The following is a 21,256-nucleotide window of genomic DNA, read 5'->3' on the forward strand; positions in this document are numbered from 1 at the left end:
TCGAGCCACCCCACCCCATCCCTCCCCATAGTCATGGGGAGGGGGCCTGTTGCTCTGTGGGGAGAGGAAGGTTCTCCAATGGCGAAACCTGCCCCCTCCCTGCTCTGCGGGGAGGGTTGGGGTGGGGCCGTGCAAGGCAAAAAGAGGCGCCGCCGGTTAGCCGCGCCCCACACCCCGCCCCGCTTAAACCCCTTCCACAAAGATCACGCGATAATCCGCCGCCTGATAGCGGTGGGCGCGCGCGGCGGTATATTCCGGGCTGTCATACCAGGCCCGGGCTTCGGCCATGCTTGGGAAGGAGAGGATCACCACGCCATCGGCATCGGCCCCTTCGGTCACCTCATGCTTGCCGTAGAAGGCCAGCGGCGTGATCTGGTGATCGCCGCGGGCGTTCTTGGCGGCCTCGGCATAGCGGGCCATCGCCTCGCCATCGCGCAGCTTCTCGCGGATCAGGATTACATAAGCGGCCATGTCGTGTCTCTCCCGTTTCTGGTGGCAGACACCATCGGCGGGCAGGGCAGGGCTTGTAAATCCCTGCCGTTGCGGATGTCAGACCGTAAGCCCTTTCGGCGCGAGCGCCTCAAGTTCTCCCAGCATCTCCGGCGGCGCGGGAATGGCCTTGCGCGCGTCAAGGTCCAGCGTGATGGCAACGGCTTCGCAGGTGGCCCAGGCCGCGCCGGTTGCGGGGTTCATCACCCAGTGAACCAGCGAATGGGTCTTGCCGGCGACTTTCCCAAGAGAGGTGTGCACGGTGTAGAGATCGCTGGCGCGGGGCAGGCGGTGATAGCGCAGGCGGTATTCAAGCACTGCCGCGCCCATCCGCTTGCCGCCAGCATTCTCGGCCACTTTCTGGCGCCATTCATACAGCAGGTTGGGCACCGAGTCCGAAATGCGCCCGATGAACCAGGACGGCTCCATCCATCCGTGTGCGCCGCAATGGCCGGGCGGAACAGCCCCCATGCCGATCTGGCGCACGCCGGTGGCCTTCACCTTTTCCATGGTGATTTCCGCATAGGGCAGGCCCGGCGCGTCGGGATCGAAACTGCGCGGCAGGGCTTCCTCGGGCGTTGTGCCGATGAGCTGTTCCATCTTCCGGCGGGTTCGGGCGGTCCAGGGGAAGGGCTCTCCTTCGGCGGTGTCGATATGCGCGATCCGTGTACGGAAGGCAGCGGCAAGCTGCCCGTCGCCATGGCGCAGTTCCTGATAGATCACCGCGTCATGTTCGCCGATTTCCAGCACGCAGCCCTGCATGGCCAGCGGCCGCCCCGGCAGCACTTCGCGCACGAAGCGGATATGCTGGTCGATGGGGACAAGCGTAGAGGGCCCGTTGGGGCGAAATGCTTCGGGCAAGCCGAGATGGCTCGCCAGCGCGACCATCCCCTCCAGCTGTTTTTCGACATAGATGCGCACATTCATGTGCCCCATCTCATCGCAATCCCACTGGTTACAGCTACCCTGCCAGAGTGGGATCATGCGTGACATCTCCTGCACCGCCCGCGCACTTCGATCACGGCGCGGGTCATCTGGAAGCCGGCGGCTTCGGTTTCTTTCTTGAGCGCCTGGCTGGTCGCCACGGCGTGAAGTTCCTCGGCGTTCTGGCAGACCTCGCAGATCAGGAACACCGCCGAATGATTATGGCTCGTATGGCCGCAGGCCACATAGGCGTTGAGGCTTTCGATCTTGTGGACGAGGCCGGTCTCCTGAAGGAAGTCCAGCGCGCGGTAGATGGTCGGCGGCTTGGCCGCGCCTTCCCCGTCCAGATTGGCCAGCAGGTCATAGGCCTTGGCCGGCCCGTCATTCTCCAGCAGCAGGCGCAACACCTTGCGGCGGATGCGCGTCATCCGCTGGCCCTGGCGGGCCACCAGCGCTTCGGCCTCGGCCAGGAAGGCGTCCACATCCTGCGGGGCGCAGGGCGTGTTGGCGGAAGCAGGATCATGAGTGTGTGACTGGGCCATGGCGCTAATGTCTGGTGTTTTGTGCTGAATGTGAAGGGGTAACGCCGCAAGAGGCACTGGACGCTACCGGCAAATCACCCGAGATTCCTTCCTGTAGCGAAATAATCGTAGCGTGGAGGCATGGCCGGGATGCAATTGTCGGAGCGGGATGGTCTGGAACTCTGGCGCAAGGCGGTCACGGCCTCTGTCCGGTCGGATGCGCCCGATCTCACCGCGCGCCAGCAGGCGGTCCTGATGACCATCGCCCTCACCCCTGGCCCGCACACCGTTCGCGGCCTGGCCGAACATCTCGGCATCGCCAAGCCGGCCGTCACCCGCGCGCTCGATGCGCTCGAACGCCTCGATTTCATCCGCCGCCTGCCCGACGATACAGACCTGCGCTCGATCTTCGTGGAGCGCACGCCCGCAGGCATGAGCTATCTGCGCGCCTTCGCGCGGCTTGTGCTGGCGGCCGCTTCCGGCGAAGAAACAGGCTCAGGCAAGCCCTCCCGCCGCAGCTCCGCTGTGGCCTGACGCCGGGCTGCCCCTCTGGGAGGCCCGCCCATGCCGGATCTGACTGACAAGCGCCTCGCCCGCCCGGAAGGGGAAGGCGCAGCCTTTCAGGTCACCGCCGGCGCTGTGGCCATCCGCGAAACGCCCGCCCCCGATGGCCCCGTCTCCACCTTCGCCCTGCATGGGGAGGCTGTGGAGGTCTTCCGCGAGGAGGGGGAGTTCGGCCTCGTCCAGTGCCAGCGGGACCGGTATGTCGGCTGGGCGCTGATGGCGGCCCTCTCGGCGCCCATCCGCCCGGTCACCCACAAGGTCTCCGCCCTGCGCACCTATGCCTTCTCGCAGGCAGACCTCAAATCCGCCCCGCATTTCCTGCTCAGCCTCGGCGCCCGTCTGGTGGCCACCGGCCGGCGCGAAGGCCCCTGGGTCGAATGCGCGCGGGCAGGCTGGGTCCATGCGGCGCATCTGAGCGCGCTCGACACGTTCGAGGACGACCCCGCCGCCGTCGCCCTCCGCTTCCTCGGCGCGCCCTATCTCTGGGGCGGGCGGGAAAGCCTGGGGCTTGATTGCTCGGGCCTCCTCCAGCAGGCCTTCGAGGCATGCGGTGTCCTCTTGCCGCGCGATTCTGACATGCAGGCGGCCTGGGCTGGCACCGAAGTGTCCCAAACTGTCCGGATTTGTCCATCCGATGTCCGGCTCTGTCGCGGCGATGTCGTGTTCTGGGAGGGCCATGCCGGCATCCTGACCGGGCCCGGCACGCTGCTGCACGCCAACGCCCATCACATGGCCGTCGCCGAGGAACCCCTGACCGAGGCCATTGAGCGCATTGGCAAGATCGCAGGCCCGGTCACCGGCGTGCGGCGGATCGATCTGGCGGCCGAGCGTGGCAAGCCGCCTGCCTGGCTCACCGCCTGAGTTTTACGGCCTTGTTCCCAAACGAAAAACCCCGGCCAAGGCCGGGGTTTGACGTCTGATGGGGTCGTTTGCTGGCCGGATTACTCGGCCGGGGCTTCTTCTGCCGGGGCCGGTTCAACCGGGGCTTCGGCCGGGGCCGCGCCTTCTTCGGCCGGCGCCGCTTCGCCTTCGCCCGGAACAACAGCGCCTTCAACAGGAACAGCTTCCCCGTCGATCAGTTCGCCATCGCTCGGAACAGCATCGATGGCCTCATCAGCCGCCGGCAGCGGCTCCGGGAAGGCAGGCGGGTTGGCGGTGTTGGCGGCCAGATAGGCAATCACGGCTGCGCGGTCATTGTCACGGCGGATACCGGCGAAGGACATCGACGTACCCCGCAGATAGGCAGCCGGGTTCTTGATCCACTCGTCGAGGTTTTCATAGGTCCAGGTGCCCGGTGCATTGGTCATGGCGCCGGAATAGGCGAAGCCGGGGATGTGGGCCTTGTCGGCGCCTACAGTGTTGTAAAGATTGGGGCCAGTGCCGTTTGCGCCGCCCTGGTTGATGGTGTGGCAGGTCGAACACTGGCTGGCGAACAGGCGCTCGCCGCGCGTCAGGTCGGCGCTGGCGAGGGCGGCGCCCAGGTCGAACACCTCTTCTGCAGCGGCTGCGCCAGCACCGGCGGCTTCAGCCACTTCCACGCAGTAATGGAACTTCTGGCACATCTGCTCAGAAAGCGATGCTGCCTCGCCATGCTCATCGCCGTGATGGCCAGCGCCGCTGGCGAACACCACGTTCGGGAGCTGCATGAGGAACATGATGCCGAGCGCGCTTGCGAGCACCGCTCCAATGATCTTGTTTAGACCGAGCTCTCCCATGGGGCATTCCTTCGAATCTGTAGCGTTATTCTGTCTTGGCGCGCGCCTTTTGGCACGCTAACCGGGTGCGCACAATATAACGGGTGCCTGTTCGGGGCGCTTCCCCCCGCCGTCGCGGCGATCAGACGCATGCCGGGGGTCATTCAGACAGGGATTTCCGGCATGACCAGCAAAATTGCCTATCAGGGCGAACCCGGCGCGAACTCGCATATCGCCTGCGGCGAAGCGTTCCCCGGCTTCGAACCGATGGCCTGCCGGACGTTCGAGGACTGTTTCATCGCCGTGGAGCGCGGCGACGCCGATCTCGCCATGATCCCGGTGGAAAACACCATTGCCGGAAGGGTAGGCGACATTCACTACCTGCTGCCCACCACCCAGCTGCACATCACCGGCGAATATTACCTGCCCATCCGGTTTCAGCTGATGGCCCTGCCGGGCACGAAGCTGGAAGATGTCCGGAAGGCGCGCTCCCATATCATGGGCCTTGGCCAGTGCCGCAACTTCCTGCGCAAGCATGGGATTGAGCCGGTGACGGCTGCAGACACTGCTGGGGCCGCCAGAGAGGTCTCCGAACTCCGCGATCCCAGCATCGCCGCGATTGCCCCGCGCCTGGCGGCGGAAGTCTACGGCCTCAAAATCCTGGCCGAGAATATTGAGGACGCGGCTCATAACACCACGCGCTTCGTCATCATGTCCCGCGAGCCTGCCGAAATCGATGCCGGCGATGGCCCGGCCAAGACGGCGTTCATCTTCGAGGTCCGCAACATTCCGGCCGCGCTCTATAAGGGGCTTGGCGGGTTTGCCACCAATGGCGTCAACATGACGAAGCTGGAAAGCTATCTCGTCGGCGGCTCATTCGAGGCGTCGCAATTCTATGCGGAGATTGAAGGCCACCCGGACGAGCGGCCGGTACAGCTGGCGCTGGAGGAGCTTGGCTTCTTCTCCCAGTCGCTGAAGATTCTGGGCGTCTTTCCCAAGGCGGTCAACGCGCGGCTGTAGCCGCTTCCAGCCGCGCCATCGAGCAGGCATGCGCGATGGCCGGTTCGATATGCTCGACGAACAGCCGCGCCTTGCCGCGCAGCTTGCCGGACGTCCACACCGCATGGATCGGCAGGGACGGGCCCTGCCATTCCGGCAGCACACGGACCAGGCGCTGATCCCCGAAACATTCTGACGCCAGCCAGGCAGGCGCCATGAGAATGCCAAGCCCGCCGGCGGCGGCCTCCAGAAGTGTCTCGCCCGAAGAGGCACGGAAGGGGCCATCGACGCGGGCTTCGAAATGCTCCTCGCCCCGGCGCAGATCCCAGACCGTCTGACGCGTATGCCGGAAGACGACGGCATTGTGGTTGACCACTTCTTCCACCGCCTGCGGCGCGCCGTGCCGGGCGATGTAATCCGGAGACGCCCAGAGCACCTGTGGCGCCTCTCCCAGCTTCTTCGCCATGAGGCGGGAGTCGCGCAGCTCTCCCAGGCGGAAGGCAATGTCGACCCCTTCGGCCACAAGGTCCGTGAGCGAATCGTCGGAGACAAGGTCAAACCGGATGCTGGGATAGGCGGCGAGGAAAACCGGAACGGCAGGCGCCACCACGCGCCGGGCGAAGGAATGGGAGCAGGAAACCCGGAGCAGCCCGACCGGCGAATGCTCGAGCCCGCGCGCCTCGGCTTCGGCTTCATCAAACTCGGTGAGGATGTCGACGGCGCGGCGGTAGAAGCGTTCGCCGGCTTCAGTCAGGCTGAGGGCGCGGGTCGTCCGCTGGAAGAGGGTTGTGCCCAGGCTGGCTTCCAGATCCTGGATCCGCCGCGAGACGGTCGGCTGGCCCAGCTCGAGATCGGCAGCGGCGCGCGAAAAGCTGCCCGCATCAGCAACCCGCACGAACAGTTGCATGGCTTCAATTCTGTCCAAACCGGTCCTCCGGAAACTGACGGGCCGCCATCACGCGGCTGTGTAGAGTGTTCACGACTACTTGCTTTGCCGCAAGAACCCAAGCGGGCGCAAATGAGGCCACCACACATATGGGGAGGGGCCAGTGGCCATTCATCTTAAAAATCTCGGCGGGCCGGCCTACAGCCTGATCGCCGCCGGCGTGTTTCTCGACAGCCTGCGTTTCAAGTTTACCAACGCGCCGGAGACGCAAACCATCTTCGGCAAGCTGGATGCCTGGGCGGCAAGCCTGGGCGCGGCGGGCCTCTTTGCCCAGACGGGTCTGTTCAGCCAGTATGTCATCGGCAGCGCGGAACTTGTGGCCTCATCGCTGCTGCTTGCCAGCCTTGTGCCGCGCCTGAAGCGCCTGCGTGTCATCGGCGCGCTGATCGCGACTGCAGTGATGACCGGCGCGGTGAGCTTTCACCTCTTCACGCCGCTCGGCGTTGATCCCAACGGCGATGGCGGCGGCCTGTTTGCGATGGCAGTTGTCGTCTGGCTCGCATCGATCGGGATGCTCATCGCGGGCCGCCGGACATTGCTCGATTTGGGACGCGCGCTTTCCGGCGCGCTGATTCTGCCGCCTGCCTCGTCGCCTTCAGCAGAAAAGGTTCCTCACGGATGAAACCCCGCGCGCTTCTGGTCGCCCTGCTGATGGCGGCTTCGCCCATGCTGATCCTGCCCGCGCCTGCTGCCGCAGAGCCGCCGGTCTATACCGACCTCTTCTCCGATGTTGCGGTGCAGGGATATGATCCGGTCGCCTATTTCAAGGACGGCAAACCCAGCAAGGGATCAAAGGATTTTACCGCCGAGTATCATGGCGCCACTTTCCGTTTTGCCAGCGGCGCCAACCGGGATGTCTTTCTCGGGAATCCGGAAAAGTATGCACCTCAGTATGGAGGTTATTGCGCCTGGGCCGTCAGCCAAGGCTACCATGCCAAGGGGGATGCGCGCTTCTGGAAGATCGTCGATGGCAAGCTCTACCTGAACTACAGCGCCTCGGTTCAGCAGAAGTGGGAAGACGACATTCCAGGCTTCATCGCGAAGGCCGATGAGACCTGGCCAGACCTCAACCGGCAGAGGTGATCCGGGCACGCAGGGACCGATTGGCGTGCCAGCCGTTTCGTAACTCAGCCGAGCCGCATGGGAGCTGGAGGGAAGGGTGAGCGAAAGTGGCCCGCGCGGTATGTAAACAGCGGGCGGGAATTGGGCGGACGCGACGGCGCCGGCGGAGTTTCCCGCAACTCCTTGATTTAAATATAAAAAAACGGGCGAGACCAGCTCGCCCGTTTCATGTGAAGATTGTCCGTAGACTTACTTCTTTTTTGCGGCCGGTTTTTTAGCGGCCGGTTTTTTTGCCGGAGCAGCTTTAGCAGCAGGAGCTGCCTTGGCTTTCACGGCCGGCTTTTTCGCCGGGGCAGCTTTGGCAGCGGGCTTCTTCGCCGGTGCTGCTTTAGCGGCCGGAGCTTTGGCTGCCGGTTTTTTTGCCGGGGCTGCTTTGGTGGCAGCTTTAGCGGCGGGTTTCTTTGCAACTGCCATGTCTGATCTCCTATCATCTGGCCAGCCAATAATATCGTGATTCGGGAGAAATCAACTCCTGATTTTCACAAATGAGGAGAATCCGTGTAGCAGTCCGTACACGATCAATCGTTCCGGAAGGCCCACACCTTCATGATATGATGGGCGATGGCGGTCGGTGGCGGGCAGAAGAGTTCACTGTGCGTGCCGTTGAGGATGTCCCGCATCTCTTCGCGTGTCACCCAGCGCGCGCTCTCAAGCTCCTTGGAGTCGATGCTGATTTCCTCTGAGTCAGCAGGCAGAATGAAGCCCATCATCAGCGAGGATGGGAAGGGCCAGGGCTGGCAGGCGACATACTCTGCTCTGCTGGGATCACAGTGGATTCCAGCCTCTTCGAAGAGTTCGCGCGCCGCTGCCTGCTCGATCGTTTCGCCCGGTTCGCAGAAACCGGCGAGGCAGGACATGAAGCCGGCGGGCCAGAACTTCTGACGTCCGATCAGCGCACGCTCGCCCCTTACGGCAAGCATGATGGCGACAGGATCGGTACGCGGAAAATGTTCGGCGCCGCATTCGGCGCACTGCGCTTTCCAGCCCGCTTCGACGACGCCATTCTGCCCCCCGCATTTTGCGCAGTACCTGTGGCTCTGGTGCCACAGGAAAAGACTGCGCGCGGTCGAGGCGCAGTTGGCATCCATGTCCGGCATGCGCGCAGATGCCTGGCGGAAGTCGAGGAACTCCCCTGCGCCGGCAATCAGCGAACCGGCGACATCAAACTTGGCCGGAAGGTCGAGCGCGAAGACCGGCGCGCCGGATTTGTCTTCACCGAGGAAGAGGCGCGGACTGCCGGGCGAGACGCGGACGGCTTCGGGGCCGAACCAGTAGAGCCCGCCGTCGCGCGCGACGAAGGGTTCGCCTGCGCGCAGGAGAAGGATCAGGGCGTTGTCCTGTTGGATGGCTGTTTCAAGCCAGGCCTCATCATCTCGCCGGTGGGCGGCGCGGTTGATGGGCTTGGCGGCGAGGGGCATGTCGTTCGAGTTCGTCATGGGCCAGAGGACTAGATTGGTTTTTCGGAGAAGGGAACACCGGACGCCGCGCCAGCCTCGCCACGGGTCTGCCACTACTCCGCCGCACTCGCATGCGGTAGTGTGCGCACATGTTTGAGGGGACGCACATCATGAAACGCTATCTCGGATTACCGCTTGTTGCGCTGGCCGCCAGTGGCTGCGCCTATTTTTCACCCCGGCAGACCTTTGTGGATCCGCCCGAGCCGCCGGCGCCGCTGGAAAACCGCTATGCCGGTTTTGAAGTGCCCGAGCAGGAAGAAAGGCTCGCCGCGTTTGAAGACCCGGCGCTGGACAGGTTGCGCGCAACATCGCTTTCGAAGTTCCGCAGCGAAGAGGAATTCAAGGACTGGATCAGGGCAACGCGCGAGGCCGCTGAAGCGCGCGGCATCGGCCGGCCCTATCCCGTGCTCTCCGCGCCGCCGCCGACATCTGATATGACGATGGCGATAGGCACGCCGGCGCCAGCCGCAGAGGCTGCGCCCTCTCAGGAAGTCACTGTGACCGCCAGCGCCGTTCCGGGGTCGGCAGATAATCCCGAGATCACCAACAATCAGAAAGCCGGGGTCGATGAAGGCGGCATCATCAAGCAGATCGGCCAGCATCTGGTGATCCTTCAGGATGGCCGCCTCTTCGTGACGGACCTGATGCCGGGCGGGCAGCCGGGCCTGAAACTGGCAGACCGCGCGAATGTCTATCGCTCCAGCAATGAAGACACCTGGTATGATGAAGTGCTGGTCGCCGGGCGCACGATCCTGGTGACGGGATATTCCTATCGTGAGGAGGCAACCGAATACACCGTGCTCAATCTTGGCGAAGACGGGAAGGTGACGCGCCAGGCGACCTTCTACATTTCGTCCAACGATTATTATTCCGGCTCCAACTATGCCACGCGCATGATCGACGGGAAGCTCGTGATCCATACGCCGATCTATCTGGTGGGGCGTGGCTGGTGGGACGAGCTTGATATTCCGGTGATCCGCGAATGGCGCCAGGAGGATGGTGACGGTTTCCGTGAGCGTACGGAGCTTGAAGATGGCCGCCCGCTGTTCAGCGCCACCGACATCTGGATGCCGGTTCAGCGGACGCTGAAACCCGTGATCCATACGGTGACGGTGTGCGATATTTCCGGCCTGACCGATGCTGCCATTCCGGCCTGCAAGGCAACCGCGATTGTCGGAACCGAGACGCATGAGTTCCTCGTCACCAAGGATGCCTTCTGGCTCTGGATGAGTCCCGCTGATGAAGAGCGGGAGCGGGAATTGCGGCGGGGTGTTCCCTATCCTGATTGTTCCGCCGGGCCGCGCCCGCAGCTTGCCGATATTGCGCCTTCGGCTCTGGTACGTCTGCCGGTGGATGGCGCCAAGCCGGCCGTGCTGGGTGTGCGCGGCACGCCGCAGAACCAGTTCTCCATGGACATGGACGCCGGCACCTTCCGCGCCGTGCTCGACTGGCGCCACCGGGATTGCGATAGCTGGGACAGCAAGGATGAAGCTGATCTCACCTTCTTCGATGTGCCGCTCGATGCGCTGGATGAAGTGTTCCAGGACACCGCAGGCGGGCGCTACTTCGATCTGCCGACGCCGGGCGCCTCAGACTATGAGGCCCGCTTCACCGAGAAGCATCTGGTCTATGGCGCGCGCGAGGGCTGGGGCAGCTGGCCACCGGGAGAAGGCGAGACCCGGGATGCGGGGCGCGCGATCATTGTGCCCGTCGATGCGCCTAACCAGCCGGTGACGGTGGAACTCACCCATGACGTGATCCGCGCCGAGCGTGCCGGGCCCTATATGGCGCTCACCGGCTATCATGACAGCAAGGGCCTCAGCCTCTCGCTGATCGACCTCAGAGCTGAGCCGCGGGTTTCCGGAACGCTCAAGCTGAAGGGGCGGTATGAAAGCGAGAACCGCAGCCATGCCTTCAACAGCCGCATTGGCGCCGATGGCGCCGGCCTGATCGGCCTGCCGACTGTTCCGCGCTCTGAGGAAGCGGCGCGCTGGTGGTGGTGGTCACGCAGCTCTGACATGAGCTACGTCTCTGCCAGTGCAGACGGCAGCCTGTCTGAGGCCGGTATGCTCGGCGCCACGCGCCGCGATCCGCGCCTGCCTTCGGAGACCGGCTATACCTGCGAGGTGTCCTGCATCGACTGGTATGGCAATGCCCGGCCGATCTTCACCGGCGGGCGCGTGCTGGCGCTGATCAATTCCGAACTGGTCGAAGGGGAGGTCAAGGACGGCAAGGTCACCGAGACCGGCCGGATCGACCTCACCGCGCCCTTGACGGAATAGGGAAGGGGCGCCTCAGCCCCGGCCGCGCGAGGCGCCGGTGTTGAGGCGCTCGATCAGCTCCGGGGTTACCGTGCCGGTCACCGGGAGGCCTTCGCTGCGCTGATACTCGCGGATGGCATTTGCCGTCTGCGGACCGATCACGCCGTCCGGCTGGCTGGAGAGGTAGCCAAGGCGGGAGAGCGCGGTCTGTACCGCCTGCACCTGGAGCGGGTTGCCCGTGTTCCAGCGCTGCGCGCCAAAGCGGCCATTGGCGAGCGCGATGCTCGGCAGCTCGCTCCACACATCGGCCGCTTCCATCACTTCGCGCACTGTCTGCGGCGGCAGGCGGCCGGTGAGGTTGCGCACTTCCAGGGCAGCGGCGCTGTCGCCCTTGCGGGTGGCCAGTTCGAACCAGTAGAGCGCTTCGGCAAGATCCTGCTGCGTGCCGATGCCTTCAGCATACATCACGCCGAGATTGTACTGGGCATCCAGGAAGCCATGATCGGCCGCCTTGCTGAACCATTCCACCGCGCCGGCCTCGTCCACCGGGCCGCCTTCGCCTTCGGCCATGAACAGGGCAAGATCGTACATCGCGCCGACATGGCCTGCTTCTGCGGCCTTGGTGATCAGGTTGCGCGCTTCGATCATGTCCTGATCGACGCCCAGGCCCTGCTCATAGAGTTTGCCGAGATCATACTGCGCGGGCGCTGCGCCCTTCAGGGCGGCGCGGCGCAGAAGCGGAACCGCCGCCTCCAGATCATTCTGCGTCAGATAGCTTTGCGCCAGCTGGTACTGGGCAATCGCATTGCCGGCATTGGCTTCGGACTCGACCGTCACCACGGCCGGGATGGGCGGATAGCTCGCAGCGGGTTGCGGGCTGAGGGAGGCGATGGTGGGGGCTGGTTTCACCGCAGCGGCCGGCGCCGGCGCGGCAGCAGTTTCGTCAGCGTCCGGCGCACCAAAGATGTCTTCCTCAATGGCGCCGGCCGCGCTGTCGAAGAGGTCTTCTTCGGCGGGTTCGCCAAAGCCTGCTTCGCCGTTGAGGCTTGCCAGCTGCCGGATGTCGGCCTCTGCAGGGGGCGCAGATGAGAAGATCGGATCGACATAGGTGTCGACCGGCCCCGAAAGGGAGGGATCATGCGGCTGCTTGCCCCGCAGGTAGAGGTATCCTCCAGCGGCCGCGCCGGTGAGCACGGCGGCGGAGGCAGCAATCAGAAGCGGCGTGCGGTTGCTGCCGGTTTTCGTCTGCTTGGCCGGGGAGACAGGCAGGCGGCGGGGCTTGCCTTGCGTGTCGGCTGCCGCCAGCGCGGCGCGGCGCGCGCGGGCGATATAGTCGCTGGTCTCGGCGTCGCGGTCGGCGGCGGCATTGTCCAGCGTATCGATCAGGCCATCCTCATCCTCGTGATCTGCCTTCGGCAGCGTTTCGGCAATGAAAGGCGCCCCTTCGATCTCGCTGTCGAAAATGTCGGATTCGCGCGCCTCGCTGCGGGCCTCTTCCAGCCCGGCGAGTTCTGCCAGCGGATCATAATCTTGTGCTGAGATATCCGGCGGGGACGTATCGGGAATTCCCGCCATGAACTCGCTGTCGTCCAGATCGTCTTCAAAGTCGTGCTCGAACGCGTCATCAAAGGCGTCTTCGCTGACGGCGGGCGCGGCAAGCTCCGGGGCGTCTTCTTCTTCCGTCTCTTCCTGGGCAGACGCGGCAGATTGCGCGCTTACATTGCTCAGGCGCTCGACAGCGGCGCGGATGGCCTCGAAGTCAGACCCGAAGGGGCTTTCTTCCTCCGGCTGCGCCTCTGCTTCTGCTTTGGCAGGCGTCTCCCAGTCTTCAATACCGGAGTTGAACTCTTCTTCCTCAGACCACGGATGACCGGGCATCAGGTCTTCAAACTCAATCTCGGGAACGCCGGCTTCAAACTCGCTGCTTTCTGCTTCTTCGCTTTCTTCTTCGGTTGAGGTTTCCGTCTCCGCATAAGGATCAGCGGCGGGCTCTTCGGTGAAGGTCGTAGGCGCTTCGGGGGTCAGCGCAGGCGGGGGCAGCTCGGCCCCAGGCGGCACCGTGAAGGCTTCCAGGCTCTCGAGGCGCGAGGCGAGCGTGGCGATGGCGCGCTGCATCGGGGAGAGCGAGTCGGCGGACTGATTGTGAATCTCTTCCAGACGTTCGGACACGCTGGCCAGCGCGTCGGAGAGACGCGCATCGGCCGACTTGCGGCTGGCTTCGATTTCCTGGGCGAGCGCGGTGAGGGCTTCGTCCTGACGCTTCTGAAGGCGGACAGCCGCCACAGTGACCTGTTCGCCGACCTGTTCGATGGCTTCGGCGCCGCGGATTTCGCTTTCTTCCAGACGGTTCTCGACATGCTCTGCGAGCGCATCGATCCGTTCCGAGACGGTTGTTCCGAGGCGTTCGATCTCTTCGCGCACGCCGGAGGTCAGCTCTTCGGGATCGCGCGCTTCCACTTCGGCCAGGCGGGCCCTCAGTTCACCGATTTCCGTGCGCAGCTGCGTTTCGGTTTCGGCGTCCTGCTCGGCAGCGCGGGTGATCTCGCCGGCCAGTTCCATCCGCGCATTGTCGACGGTGGAGCGGACGAGCTGGGTGATGTCCTCAAAACGCGCTTCAAATTCCTTGCGCAGGCGGTCTGCCAGTTCCGGGTCAACGGTCTTGGCAACGGCATCAATGCGTTCGTCGAGCGAGGCGAAGGTGGACTCAAGACCCTTCAGAGCTGCGTCGGTCGTCGTCTCGGCGCGGTTCAGGCGCTCCTGCACGCGCAGGAGGGTTGCCTCCATGGAGGAGAGCGCGCCGGAGACATCGTCCTCGACGGCGCTCAGGCGTTCCTCTGCCTTCTGAACATCGCCTGCGCGGGCGGCGGTTTGCAGTTCCAGATCATCGACGCGGCCTTGAAGGCTGGCTTCGATGTCGCTGGCGCGCGCATCCAGGCGGCCTTCCAGTTTGGATGTCTGTTCGCGAACTTCCGTTTCCAGCTGCCCCATCCGTTCGGAGAGGTGGCGGGTGACGCCCTCGGCCCGCTGCTCGGCCTGCTCCACGGCGCGGTCGATGCGGGCGGCTGTTTCCGACAGCGTGCGCTGGACGCGGGTGTCGATGGTCTCGACGCGTTCGGTCACATCGGCAAAGCCGGCCTCGACGCGGCCCTTGATGGCAAGGGCTTCGTTCTGGGTCAGCTCGGCTTCTTCATAGACGTGGCTCGCGAGCTTCCCGAGGGCTGCTTCCAGCGCTTTGAGCGCTTCGATATTCTGTTTGCCGGTTTCGTCCTGCTCCATCCGGCGGACTTTGGCCTGCAGCGCCTCATGCGTTTCGCGCATCTCATCAATGAGGCCTTCGACATGGCCGGCCACGGCCGCGCTGGTCTGCTCGGCGTTCTGGATGCGGGCCACGAGGCCCAGCACGGTATGGTCGATGCCGGTTATGGCGAGGGTCGAGCGGGCTTCGGTGGCCTCGATGCGGCGGGAGAGGCGTTCAAGCGCTGTGGCGGCGTCCTGCTGGGGGCGCTGTTCGCCCCGGTAGTCGCTGCGCGGCGGCCGAGGCGGGGTGCGGTAGGAGGGATCGCCGTAAGAGGGCCCCTCATAGGGAGAGCGCATCTCCTCGTAATGGGACTCCTCCGCCGACATCAGCAGACGGTTGAGATATTCGCCCAACGTGATGCCTTCCGCCATCGCGGCTTCGCGCGCGGCTTCCCGGGCTCGCTGATCGATCCCCTTAACGCTCCAGGGCCCCGTCTGGCTCATCGCGCCCACTCCTTGCGCACCCGCGCCGCTGCGCCGGGTTAAGGCGAGCGGCCGATTTGTTCATACTTCGCCAGAAATGCGTCTTATTCCCTTAAGGGCGCGTTAATTCTGTTAATTCCGGGGATTAGCCGGGATGCAGGAAGCTGACAGAGGGCGTGCCAACACTTTCCGTTCGCGTAAGCGGAAAATTGACGTTGACGTACGCGGAAAGCTGGATAGTCTGCGCTGACTAATAATAAGAACAATAAAAATTGCACTTCAAGGGAGACAGCCATGCACAAGCCCACCTCATCCATTTCTGCTGCAGAATCACGTACTTACACGATCTCCGAACTCGCCCGCGAGTTTGGTGTCACCCCCCGCGCCCTGCGTTTCTATGAAGACAAGGACATGCTGCATCCGGCCCGCGATGGCATGATGCGCCTCTATTCCAACCGCGACCGCGCGCGCCTCACCATCATCGTTCGCCTGAAGCGTCTTGGCCTGCCGCTGGCCGATATCCGCGAAATCCTGGACCTTTACGCCCTGAACGACGGCAAACGCGCCCAGACGCGCATGATGCTGGAGAAATTCCGCAAGCAGGCCCGCGAACTGGAAGTCCAGCGCCAGGACATCGATACTGCCCTCACAGAACTCTATAAGGGCATCGACTGGCTGCAGGGCATCGTGGAAAACCCCGGCCCGTCGGAAGAGACCAAGCGCCAGGCAGCCGCCTATGAGCAGGTCGCCCGGAAACAGCTCGACGAAGTCTGATCGGCCGTTACTGACATTTTTGAAGATAATGAAGCGCGTTGGAATGACTTTTCCAACGCGCTTTGGCATTGAAGGGCTCAAACTTTCTTATTGCCAAGGAGTCGTCTGAAGATGCCCCGTTATGATGCCCCCGTCCGCGACATGCAGTTTGTGCTGCATGAAGTGCTTGAGCTGCAGAATTATTCCAACCTGCCGGGCTTCGCTGACGCCTCGCCCGAGACGATCGACCAGATCCTCGATGAGGGCGCCAAGTTCGCCAAGAACGTGCTGTTCCCGCTGAACGCGGTGGGCGACAAGCAGGGCTGCCAGCGCGCCGCCGATGCCAGCGTGAAGACGCCCGACGGTTTCCCGGACGCCTACAAGCAGCTGGTGGAGAATGGCTGGCCGCTGCTGGCCACCGATCCGGAGATGGGCGGGCAGGGGCTTCCCCATGTCGTCAACATCGCCTGGACCGAGATGGTCTCCTCCTCGAACATGGCGTTCGGCATGTATCCCGGCCTCACCCATGGCGCTTTCCAGGCCCTGATGGCCGGCGGCTCTGACGAACAGAAGCAGAAATACGGGCCGAAGATGGCCTCGGGCGAATGGGCCGGCACCATGAACCTGACCGAGCCCCATTGCGGCACCGATCTCGGCCTCATCAAGACCAAGGCCGTTCCCCAGCCCGATGGCAGCTACAAGATCACCGGCCAGAAGATCTGGATTTCCGGCGGCGAGCAGGACCTCACCGACAACATCATCCACCTTGTGCTCGCCCGCATCGAAGGCGGCCCGGAAGGCATCAAGGGCATCTCCCTGTTCCTCGTGCCGAAATTCCTCGTCAATGAGGATGGCAGTCTCGGCGAGCGCAACCCCGTCTATTGCGGCGGCCTGGAAGAGAAGATGGGCATCCATGGCAATGCCACCTGCGTGATGAACCATGACGGGGCCACCGGCTGGCTCGTCGGGGAAGAGCACAAGGGCATGCGCACCATGTTCGTGATGATGAACGAGGCGCGCCTCGGCGTGGGCCTGCAGGGGCTGTCCCAGGCGGAGATCGCCTATCAGAACTCCCTCGATTTCGCCAAGGACCGCGTCCAGGGCCGCTCGCTCACCGGCGCGCAGGCCCCGGAAAAACCGGCAGACCCGATCATCGTCCACCCCGATGTGCGTCGCATGCTGCTGGAGCAGAAAGCCTTCATCGAGGGCGGCCGCGCCTTCACCTACTGGATGGCCTTCCAGGGCGACCTTCAGCACAAATCTCCCGACGAAAAAGTCCGCGAGAAGGCGGGCGACTATATGGCCCTGCTGACGCCGGTGGTGAAAGCCTATCTGACGCACAAGGGCTATGAGAGCGCCAATCTCGGCCTGCAGGTGCATGGCGGCTCGGGCTTCACGCGCGAATGGGGCCTTGAGCAGATCGTCCGCGATTGCCGCATCACCCTGATCTATGAAGGCACCAATGGCGTGCAGGCACTGGATCTCGTTGGCCGCAAACTCGGCGCCAATGGCGGCCGCGCGGTCTTCTCCTTCTTCGGCGAGATCGACGAGTTCATCTCCGCCAATGAAAAGATGGAAGGCCTTGAGCCCTTCATCGAGGGCCTGAAAACCGTGCGTGCCCAGCTGCAGGACGGCACGATGTGGCTGATGCAGAACGGCATGAGCGACTTCAACAATGCCGGCGCGTCCAGCCATGACTATCTGCACCTGATGGGCCTCACGGCGCTGGCCTATATGTGGGCCCGCATGGCGAAGCTTTCCCTGGAGAAGAAGGATAGCGGCGACCCGTTCTACGCGTCCAAGCTCGCCACGGGCCGTTACTTTGTCGAGCGGATGCTGCCTGATGCCGGCGCCCATCTCATCAAGGTGAAAACCGGCGCTGGGACCATGATGGCGCTCGACGCCGCGCAATTCTGACGCGGTTCCCTGACGTGGCGGCACGGCTGGAGAATCCGGGCCGCCACGCTTACATGCTGACGTGAACGTAAGCGGCAACTTTACGCTACGAAAAGATGTGGAGATACCGATGCATGAGAGCCCCCTGAACGTCCCCAAGGCCGCCTGGCGCCAGGATGAAGAGCTCGACATTTTCGCCGATGCCGTGGGCCAGTTTTTCGAGAAGGAATGCGCCCCGCATGTGCCCGCCTGGCGCAAGGCCGGTATCGTGCCGCGCGAGATCTGGAAGAAGGCCGGCGAGATGGGCCTGCTCGGCGCCTCGGTTCCGGAAGAATATGGCGGCGCAGGCGGGGACTTCCGCCATGAGGCCATCATCATCGAGCAGCAGCAATGGAAGGGCATCGACGGCTTCGGCATCACCCTGCACAACGCCATCATCGCCCCCTACATCACCGCCTATGGCACCGAGGAACAGAAGCAGCGCTGGCTGCCGAAAATCTGCTCCGGCGACCTTGTCACCGCCATCGCGATGACCGAGCCGGGCGCCGGCTCTGACCTGCAGGGCATGAAGACGACGGCAAAGCTGGATGGCGATCACTACGTTATCAATGGCTCGAAGACCTTCATTTCCAACGGCCAGACCGCTGACCTGATCCTGCTCTGCGTCAAGACCGACCCGACCAAAGGCGCCAAAGGCATCTCGATCATCTGTGTCGAGACAGAAGCGGTTGAAGGCAAAGGCGGCTTCCGCCGCGGCCGCAACCTCGACAAGGTTGGCCAACACGCCGCCGATACCTCCGAGCTGTTCTTCGATGATGTCCGCGTGCCCGCCGCTCACCTGCTTGGCGGGGAAGAGGGCAAGGGCTTCATCCAGCTGATGCAGAAACTGCCCCAGGAGCGCCACATCATCGGCCTCCAGGGCGTCGGCATGATCGAGCGCGCGATCCACGAGACCGTAAACTATGTCAAAGGCCGCAAGGCGTTCGGACAGACGATCTTCGATTTCCAGAACACCCAGTTCAAGCTCGCCGAAGCCAAGACCGAGGCAACTGTCGCAAAAGTGTTCGCCGATCACTGTACAGAGCTTCTTCTGAAGGAAGAGCTGGACGCGTCCACGGCCTCGATGTCGAAATACTGGATCTCCGATCTGCAGTGCAAGATCATCGACGAATGCCTCCAGCTGCATGGCGGTTTCGGCTATATGGATGAATATCCCATCGCCCAGATGTATGCCGACGCCCGCGTCCAGCGCATCTATGGCGGTGCCAACGAAGTGATGAAAATGCTGATCGCGAGGACGCTTTGAGGGATTGGAGCAACTGGCCGGTTATCGAGGTTGATTGTTGCGGTGTGCAAAGCGAGACCGAATTTTGGGATCGCTATCTTACCGCAACTAAGCCCGAACTTGGTCATTTGTTCGGTCGAAACTTGGATGCATACTGGGATGCAGTTGAGTGGGGCGGGCCAGGATGGCCTGGTGAAGTCAATTTGCGGTTTTTGAACTGTCGATCTCTGTCAAGTTTTCGAAATGGTGAGTTTCTGAGAATTTTGCGAGAAGTGTCGGCGGAGATGAGGCACAGGAAGGTAGATCTTGTCGACTGATGCCTGATCGCCATCTCCTCCGCGAAGTCTTCCCTACGCCTGCGCGCAGCTCGGTGTCCCTCGGCTTTGAGATCATTGAACTGGACGCGAAGGCGATGACCACGCGCGTCCGGTTCAATGGCAGCGAGGACTTCACCAATCCCGCCGGCTACATCCAGGGCGGTTTTCTCGTCGCCATGATGGACGATACCATCGGCATGCTGACAACCGTGAAAGCCGGAACCTCGAAGTATCCCTCAACGGTGGACCTGCACACACATTTCCTCCGTCCCGTCCGCGTTGGTCCCATTGAGGTGGCCGCGCGGCTTCGCAATGTCGGCCGGGCGATGGTCTTCGCCGAGGCCGACCTTTTCGACTCCCGCGGCAAGGAAGCCGCGCGGGCCACCGCCTCCCTCACGCTCAATCCGGTGAAGGCACCGGCTGGAGGGGACAGATGAGCCCACATAAGTTTTGTGTCATCCCGGGCGCGCAGCGACCCGGGACCCAGAAGCGGCAAGTCACCGCCGTTTCAGGCCTGGGTCCCGGACAAGCGTTTCACGCTTTCCGGGATGACGCCCCCTATCAGGCACATACTGTGTCTGCGTCCTGTTTTTTCTAAGTTCCAAAAAGGAGCCACCCCATGCCCGAAGCCTATATCTACGACGCCGTGCGCACGCCCCGCGGCAAAGGCAAATCCTCCGGCGCGCTGCATGAAATCACCGCGCTCAGTCTCGGCACGCAGGTGCTGCAGGCCATCCGTGACCGGAACAATCTCGACACATCCAAGGTCGACGACGTTGTGTTCGGCTGCGTCTCGCCCGTGGGCGAGCAGGGCGGCGATATCGCGCGGATCGCCGTGCTGAATGCGGACTATGCCGAAACCACCGCCGGCGTGCAGGTCGACCGCTTCTGCGCGTCGGGCCTGGAAGCGTGCAACATGGCCGCCTCGAAAGTGATGACCGGCGAGGCCGACATGGCCATCGGCGGCGGTGTTGAATCGATGAGCCGCGTGCCGATGGGCGCTGCCGGCGGCGCCTGGTCCACCGACCCGCAGATCGCGCTGAAATCCTACTTCACGCCCCAGGGAATCGGCGCGGATACCATCGCCACAAAGTACGGCTTCAGCCGCGATGACGTGGATGCCTTCGCGCTGGAAAGCCAGCGCCGCGCCGCGCAGGCCTGGAAGGAAGGCCGCTTTGCCAAGTCGATCGTTCCTGTGCGCGACCAGATGGGCGGCATCCGCCTTGCCCATGACGAGCATATGCGCCCCGACACGACCATGCAGAGCCTTGCTGCGCTGGACCCGTCCTTCGCGGGTATGGGCGCGATGGGCTTTGATGAGGTGATCAAGCAGCGCTATCCCGAGCTGGAAAAGATCAACCACGTTCACCATGCCGGCAACTCCTCGGGCATTGTGGACGGCGCCTCTGCCGTTCTCTTCGGCTCGAAAGAAATGGGCGAAGCCATGGGCCTGAAACCCCGCGCCCGCGTGCGCGCCATGGCCTCCATCGGGTCTGAGCCCGGCATCATGCTGACGGGCCCGACCTATGTGACCCAGAAGGTGCTGAAGAAAGCCGGCATGAACCCCGGCGATATCGACATCTATGAGCTGAACGAAGCCTTCGCGTCTGTCGTCATGCTGATGATGAAGATGCTGGATATCCCGCATGAGAAAATGAACGTGAACGGCGGCGCCATCGCCATGGGCCACCCCCTCGGCGCCACCGGCGGCATGATCCTCGGCACGGTCCTCGACGAGCTTGAGCGCACCGGCAAGGAAACCGGCCTCATCACACTCTGCGTCGGCGCCGGCATGGGCACCGCCACGATCATCGAAAGGGTGTAACGGTCACGCACTCCTCCCCCGTTTACGGGGGAGGTGGCACCGAAGGTGACGGAGGGGGGAGCAGCATGCGCGAACAGGAATGGCGTTCCGCTCCTCATGCAAAACCTCTCCGCCGGACCCTGACCACAGCCGAGACCATTCTCTGGGCCCGGCTCAAAGGACAGAAACTCTGTGGACAGAAGTTCAGAAGGCAGCATCCGATTGACGACTTCATCTCCGATTTCGCCTGTATTCCTGCCCGGCTTGTCATCGAGATCGATGGCTCCGCGCATGGTTCAGCCGATGCTGTCGAGCGCGATGCGAGCCGCACCCGCAAGCTCATGGAGCTTGGTTGGCATGTTCTGCGCTTCTCAAATGACGACATACTCAACCGGACTGATGAAGTCCTCAAAGCAATTGCCTTGCGGCTCCCCCCTCCGACCGGCTCCGCCGGCCACCTCCCCCGTAAACGGGGGAGGAGTGCGCAAAGCGAACAGGAGTAAG

20 protein-coding genes are annotated in these 21,256 nt (G+C 63.4%); 12 read left to right on the forward strand and 8 right to left on the reverse strand.

Features of this window, described 5'->3' with window-relative positions; translation table 11 throughout:
* Nucleotides 1–183 precede the first annotated feature (183 nt).
* From C0456_RS14620 to C0456_RS14630, 3 genes are all read right to left on the reverse strand, one after another.
* Nucleotides 184–471 (reverse strand): DUF1330 domain-containing protein, encoded by a 288-nt coding sequence (locus tag C0456_RS14620; RefSeq protein WP_291053611.1) that lies wholly within the window; start codon nucleotides 469–471, stop codon nucleotides 184–186.
* Nucleotides 472–549: 78 nt separating this feature from the next.
* Entirely contained in the window at nucleotides 550–1,473 is a 924-nt protein-coding gene (locus tag C0456_RS14625) for a thioesterase family protein (protein WP_291053613.1), read from the reverse strand.
* Nucleotides 1,470–1,955 carry a transcriptional repressor gene (locus C0456_RS14630; RefSeq protein ID WP_291053616.1) on the reverse strand — a complete coding sequence of 162 codons (486 nt, stop codon included), beginning with the start codon at nucleotides 1,953–1,955 and terminating at the stop codon, nucleotides 1,470–1,472. Before C0456_RS14630 ends, C0456_RS14625 begins: the two co-directional genes overlap by 4 nt.
* A 120-nt stretch (nucleotides 1,956–2,075) precedes the next feature.
* Here C0456_RS14630 and C0456_RS14635 point away from each other — a divergent pair, with 120 nt between their 5' ends.
* Together C0456_RS14635 and C0456_RS14640 are read left to right on the forward strand one after the other, a co-directional pair.
* On the forward strand, nucleotides 2,076–2,468 hold the full coding sequence (locus tag C0456_RS14635) for a MarR family transcriptional regulator (RefSeq protein WP_290917925.1): 393 nt from the start codon (nucleotides 2,076–2,078) through the stop codon (nucleotides 2,466–2,468).
* Between the two features lie 30 nt (nucleotides 2,469–2,498).
* Nucleotides 2,499–3,359 (forward strand): NlpC/P60 family protein, encoded by an 861-nt coding sequence (locus tag C0456_RS14640; protein ID WP_291053619.1) that lies wholly within the window; start codon nucleotides 2,499–2,501, stop codon nucleotides 3,357–3,359.
* Between the two features lie 80 nt (nucleotides 3,360–3,439).
* Here C0456_RS14640 and C0456_RS14645 read toward each other — a convergent pair whose 3' ends face one another.
* Entirely contained in the window at nucleotides 3,440–4,213 is a 774-nt protein-coding gene (locus C0456_RS14645) for a cytochrome c family protein (RefSeq protein WP_291053621.1), read from the reverse strand.
* A gap of 162 nt (nucleotides 4,214–4,375) precedes the next feature.
* Between C0456_RS14645 and C0456_RS14650 the strand changes: the two genes are divergently transcribed.
* Entirely contained in the window at nucleotides 4,376–5,212 is an 837-nt protein-coding gene (locus tag C0456_RS14650; protein WP_291053624.1) for a prephenate dehydratase, read from the forward strand.
* Here the strand turns inward: C0456_RS14650 and C0456_RS14655 are convergent.
* Nucleotides 5,196–6,116, reverse strand: a complete 921-nt coding sequence (locus tag C0456_RS14655) for a LysR family transcriptional regulator (RefSeq protein ID WP_291053626.1) — start codon at nucleotides 6,114–6,116, stop codon at nucleotides 5,196–5,198. The two genes, C0456_RS14650 and C0456_RS14655, sit on opposite strands and share 17 nt — an antisense overlap.
* Before the next feature lie 124 nt (nucleotides 6,117–6,240).
* Between C0456_RS14655 and C0456_RS14660 the strand changes: the two genes are divergently transcribed.
* Both C0456_RS14660 and C0456_RS14665 read left to right on the forward strand, forming a co-directional pair.
* A complete protein-coding gene (locus C0456_RS14660) occupies nucleotides 6,241–6,759 on the forward strand; it encodes a hypothetical protein (protein ID WP_291053629.1) in 519 nt (172 codons plus the stop codon).
* A complete protein-coding gene (locus C0456_RS14665; RefSeq protein ID WP_291053632.1) occupies nucleotides 6,756–7,220 on the forward strand; it encodes a YHS domain-containing (seleno)protein in 465 nt (154 codons plus the stop codon). Before C0456_RS14660 ends, C0456_RS14665 begins: the two co-directional genes overlap by 4 nt.
* A gap of 228 nt (nucleotides 7,221–7,448) precedes the next feature.
* Here the strand turns inward: C0456_RS14665 and C0456_RS14670 are convergent, their stop codons facing one another.
* Both C0456_RS14670 and nudC read right to left on the reverse strand, forming a co-directional pair.
* Nucleotides 7,449–7,673 carry a hypothetical protein gene (locus C0456_RS14670; RefSeq protein WP_114104887.1) on the reverse strand — a complete coding sequence of 75 codons (225 nt, stop codon included), beginning with the start codon at nucleotides 7,671–7,673 and terminating at the stop codon, nucleotides 7,449–7,451.
* A 104-nt stretch (nucleotides 7,674–7,777) separates the two neighbouring features.
* Nucleotides 7,778–8,695 (reverse strand): NAD(+) diphosphatase, encoded by a 918-nt coding sequence (gene nudC / locus C0456_RS14675; RefSeq protein WP_291053635.1) that lies wholly within the window; start codon nucleotides 8,693–8,695, stop codon nucleotides 7,778–7,780.
* Nucleotides 8,696–8,826: 131 nt separating this feature from the next.
* Between nudC and C0456_RS14680 the strand changes: the two genes are divergently transcribed.
* Nucleotides 8,827–10,998: a beta-propeller domain-containing protein gene (locus C0456_RS14680; protein ID WP_291053637.1), complete on the forward strand. Its 2,172-nt coding sequence runs from the start codon at nucleotides 8,827–8,829 to the stop codon at nucleotides 10,996–10,998.
* Nucleotides 10,999–11,010: 12 nt separating this feature from the next.
* Here the strand turns inward: C0456_RS14680 and C0456_RS14685 are convergent, their stop codons facing one another.
* Nucleotides 11,011–14,718 (reverse strand): peptidoglycan-binding protein, encoded by a 3,708-nt coding sequence (locus C0456_RS14685; protein ID WP_291053639.1) that lies wholly within the window; start codon nucleotides 14,716–14,718, stop codon nucleotides 11,011–11,013.
* A gap of 273 nt (nucleotides 14,719–14,991) precedes the next feature.
* On the opposite strand from C0456_RS14685, the gene C0456_RS14690 reads away from it, so the two are divergent.
* From C0456_RS14690 to C0456_RS14715, 6 genes are all read left to right on the forward strand, one after another.
* On the forward strand, nucleotides 14,992–15,471 hold the full coding sequence (locus C0456_RS14690; protein ID WP_035593225.1) for a MerR family DNA-binding transcriptional regulator: 480 nt from the start codon (nucleotides 14,992–14,994) through the stop codon (nucleotides 15,469–15,471).
* A gap of 111 nt (nucleotides 15,472–15,582) precedes the next feature.
* Complete coding sequence (locus C0456_RS14695) at nucleotides 15,583–17,367, forward strand: acyl-CoA dehydrogenase C-terminal domain-containing protein (protein ID WP_291053643.1); 1,785 nt, start codon at nucleotides 15,583–15,585, stop codon at nucleotides 17,365–17,367.
* A 109-nt stretch (nucleotides 17,368–17,476) separates the two neighbouring features.
* Nucleotides 17,477–18,652 (forward strand): acyl-CoA dehydrogenase family protein, encoded by a 1,176-nt coding sequence (locus tag C0456_RS14700; RefSeq protein WP_291053646.1) that lies wholly within the window; start codon nucleotides 17,477–17,479, stop codon nucleotides 18,650–18,652.
* A gap of 295 nt (nucleotides 18,653–18,947) precedes the next feature.
* A complete protein-coding gene (locus tag C0456_RS14705; protein ID WP_291053649.1) occupies nucleotides 18,948–19,385 on the forward strand; it encodes a PaaI family thioesterase in 438 nt (145 codons plus the stop codon).
* Nucleotides 19,386–19,567: 182 nt separating this feature from the next.
* Nucleotides 19,568–20,773, forward strand: coding sequence for an acetyl-CoA C-acetyltransferase (locus tag C0456_RS14710; protein ID WP_291053651.1), 1,206 nt, complete (start codon nucleotides 19,568–19,570; stop codon nucleotides 20,771–20,773).
* A 65-nt stretch (nucleotides 20,774–20,838) separates the two neighbouring features.
* Nucleotides 20,839–21,255, forward strand: a complete 417-nt coding sequence (locus tag C0456_RS14715) for an endonuclease domain-containing protein (protein ID WP_291053654.1) — start codon at nucleotides 20,839–20,841, stop codon at nucleotides 21,253–21,255.
* Nucleotide 21,256 lies beyond the last annotated feature (1 nt).

The sequence above is a fragment of the Hyphomonas sp. genome (assembly GCF_013823385.1).
Taxonomy (GTDB): domain Bacteria; phylum Pseudomonadota; class Alphaproteobacteria; order Caulobacterales; family Hyphomonadaceae; genus Hyphomonas.

Coding starts and splice junctions, on each gene's coding strand:
- C0456_RS14620 (WP_291053611.1), bottom strand. CDS start 471: ATGGCCGCTTATGTAATCCTGATCCGCGAGAAGCTGCGCGATGGCGAG.
- C0456_RS14625 (WP_291053613.1), bottom strand. CDS start 1,473: ATGATCCCACTCTGGCAGGGTAGCTGTAACCAGTGGGATTGCGATGAG.
- C0456_RS14630 (WP_291053616.1), bottom strand. CDS start 1,955: ATGGCCCAGTCACACACTCATGATCCTGCTTCCGCCAACACGCCCTGC.
- C0456_RS14635 (WP_290917925.1), top strand. CDS start 2,076: ATGGCCGGGATGCAATTGTCGGAGCGGGATGGTCTGGAACTCTGGCGC.
- C0456_RS14640 (WP_291053619.1), top strand. CDS start 2,499: ATGCCGGATCTGACTGACAAGCGCCTCGCCCGCCCGGAAGGGGAAGGC.
- C0456_RS14645 (WP_291053621.1), bottom strand. CDS start 4,213: ATGGGAGAGCTCGGTCTAAACAAGATCATTGGAGCGGTGCTCGCAAGC.
- C0456_RS14650 (WP_291053624.1), top strand. CDS start 4,376: ATGACCAGCAAAATTGCCTATCAGGGCGAACCCGGCGCGAACTCGCAT.
- C0456_RS14665 (WP_291053632.1), top strand. CDS start 6,756: ATGAAACCCCGCGCGCTTCTGGTCGCCCTGCTGATGGCGGCTTCGCCC.
- C0456_RS14670 (WP_114104887.1), bottom strand. CDS start 7,673: ATGGCAGTTGCAAAGAAACCCGCCGCTAAAGCTGCCACCAAAGCAGCC.
- nudC (WP_291053635.1), bottom strand. CDS start 8,695: ATGACGAACTCGAACGACATGCCCCTCGCCGCCAAGCCCATCAACCGC.
- C0456_RS14680 (WP_291053637.1), top strand. CDS start 8,827: ATGAAACGCTATCTCGGATTACCGCTTGTTGCGCTGGCCGCCAGTGGC.
- C0456_RS14685 (WP_291053639.1), bottom strand. CDS start 14,718: ATGAGCCAGACGGGGCCCTGGAGCGTTAAGGGGATCGATCAGCGAGCC.
- C0456_RS14690 (WP_035593225.1), top strand. CDS start 14,992: ATGCACAAGCCCACCTCATCCATTTCTGCTGCAGAATCACGTACTTAC.
- C0456_RS14695 (WP_291053643.1), top strand. CDS start 15,583: ATGCCCCGTTATGATGCCCCCGTCCGCGACATGCAGTTTGTGCTGCAT.
- C0456_RS14700 (WP_291053646.1), top strand. CDS start 17,477: ATGCATGAGAGCCCCCTGAACGTCCCCAAGGCCGCCTGGCGCCAGGAT.
- C0456_RS14705 (WP_291053649.1), top strand. CDS start 18,948: ATGCCTGATCGCCATCTCCTCCGCGAAGTCTTCCCTACGCCTGCGCGC.
- C0456_RS14710 (WP_291053651.1), top strand. CDS start 19,568: ATGCCCGAAGCCTATATCTACGACGCCGTGCGCACGCCCCGCGGCAAA.
- C0456_RS14715 (WP_291053654.1), top strand. CDS start 20,839: ATGCGCGAACAGGAATGGCGTTCCGCTCCTCATGCAAAACCTCTCCGC.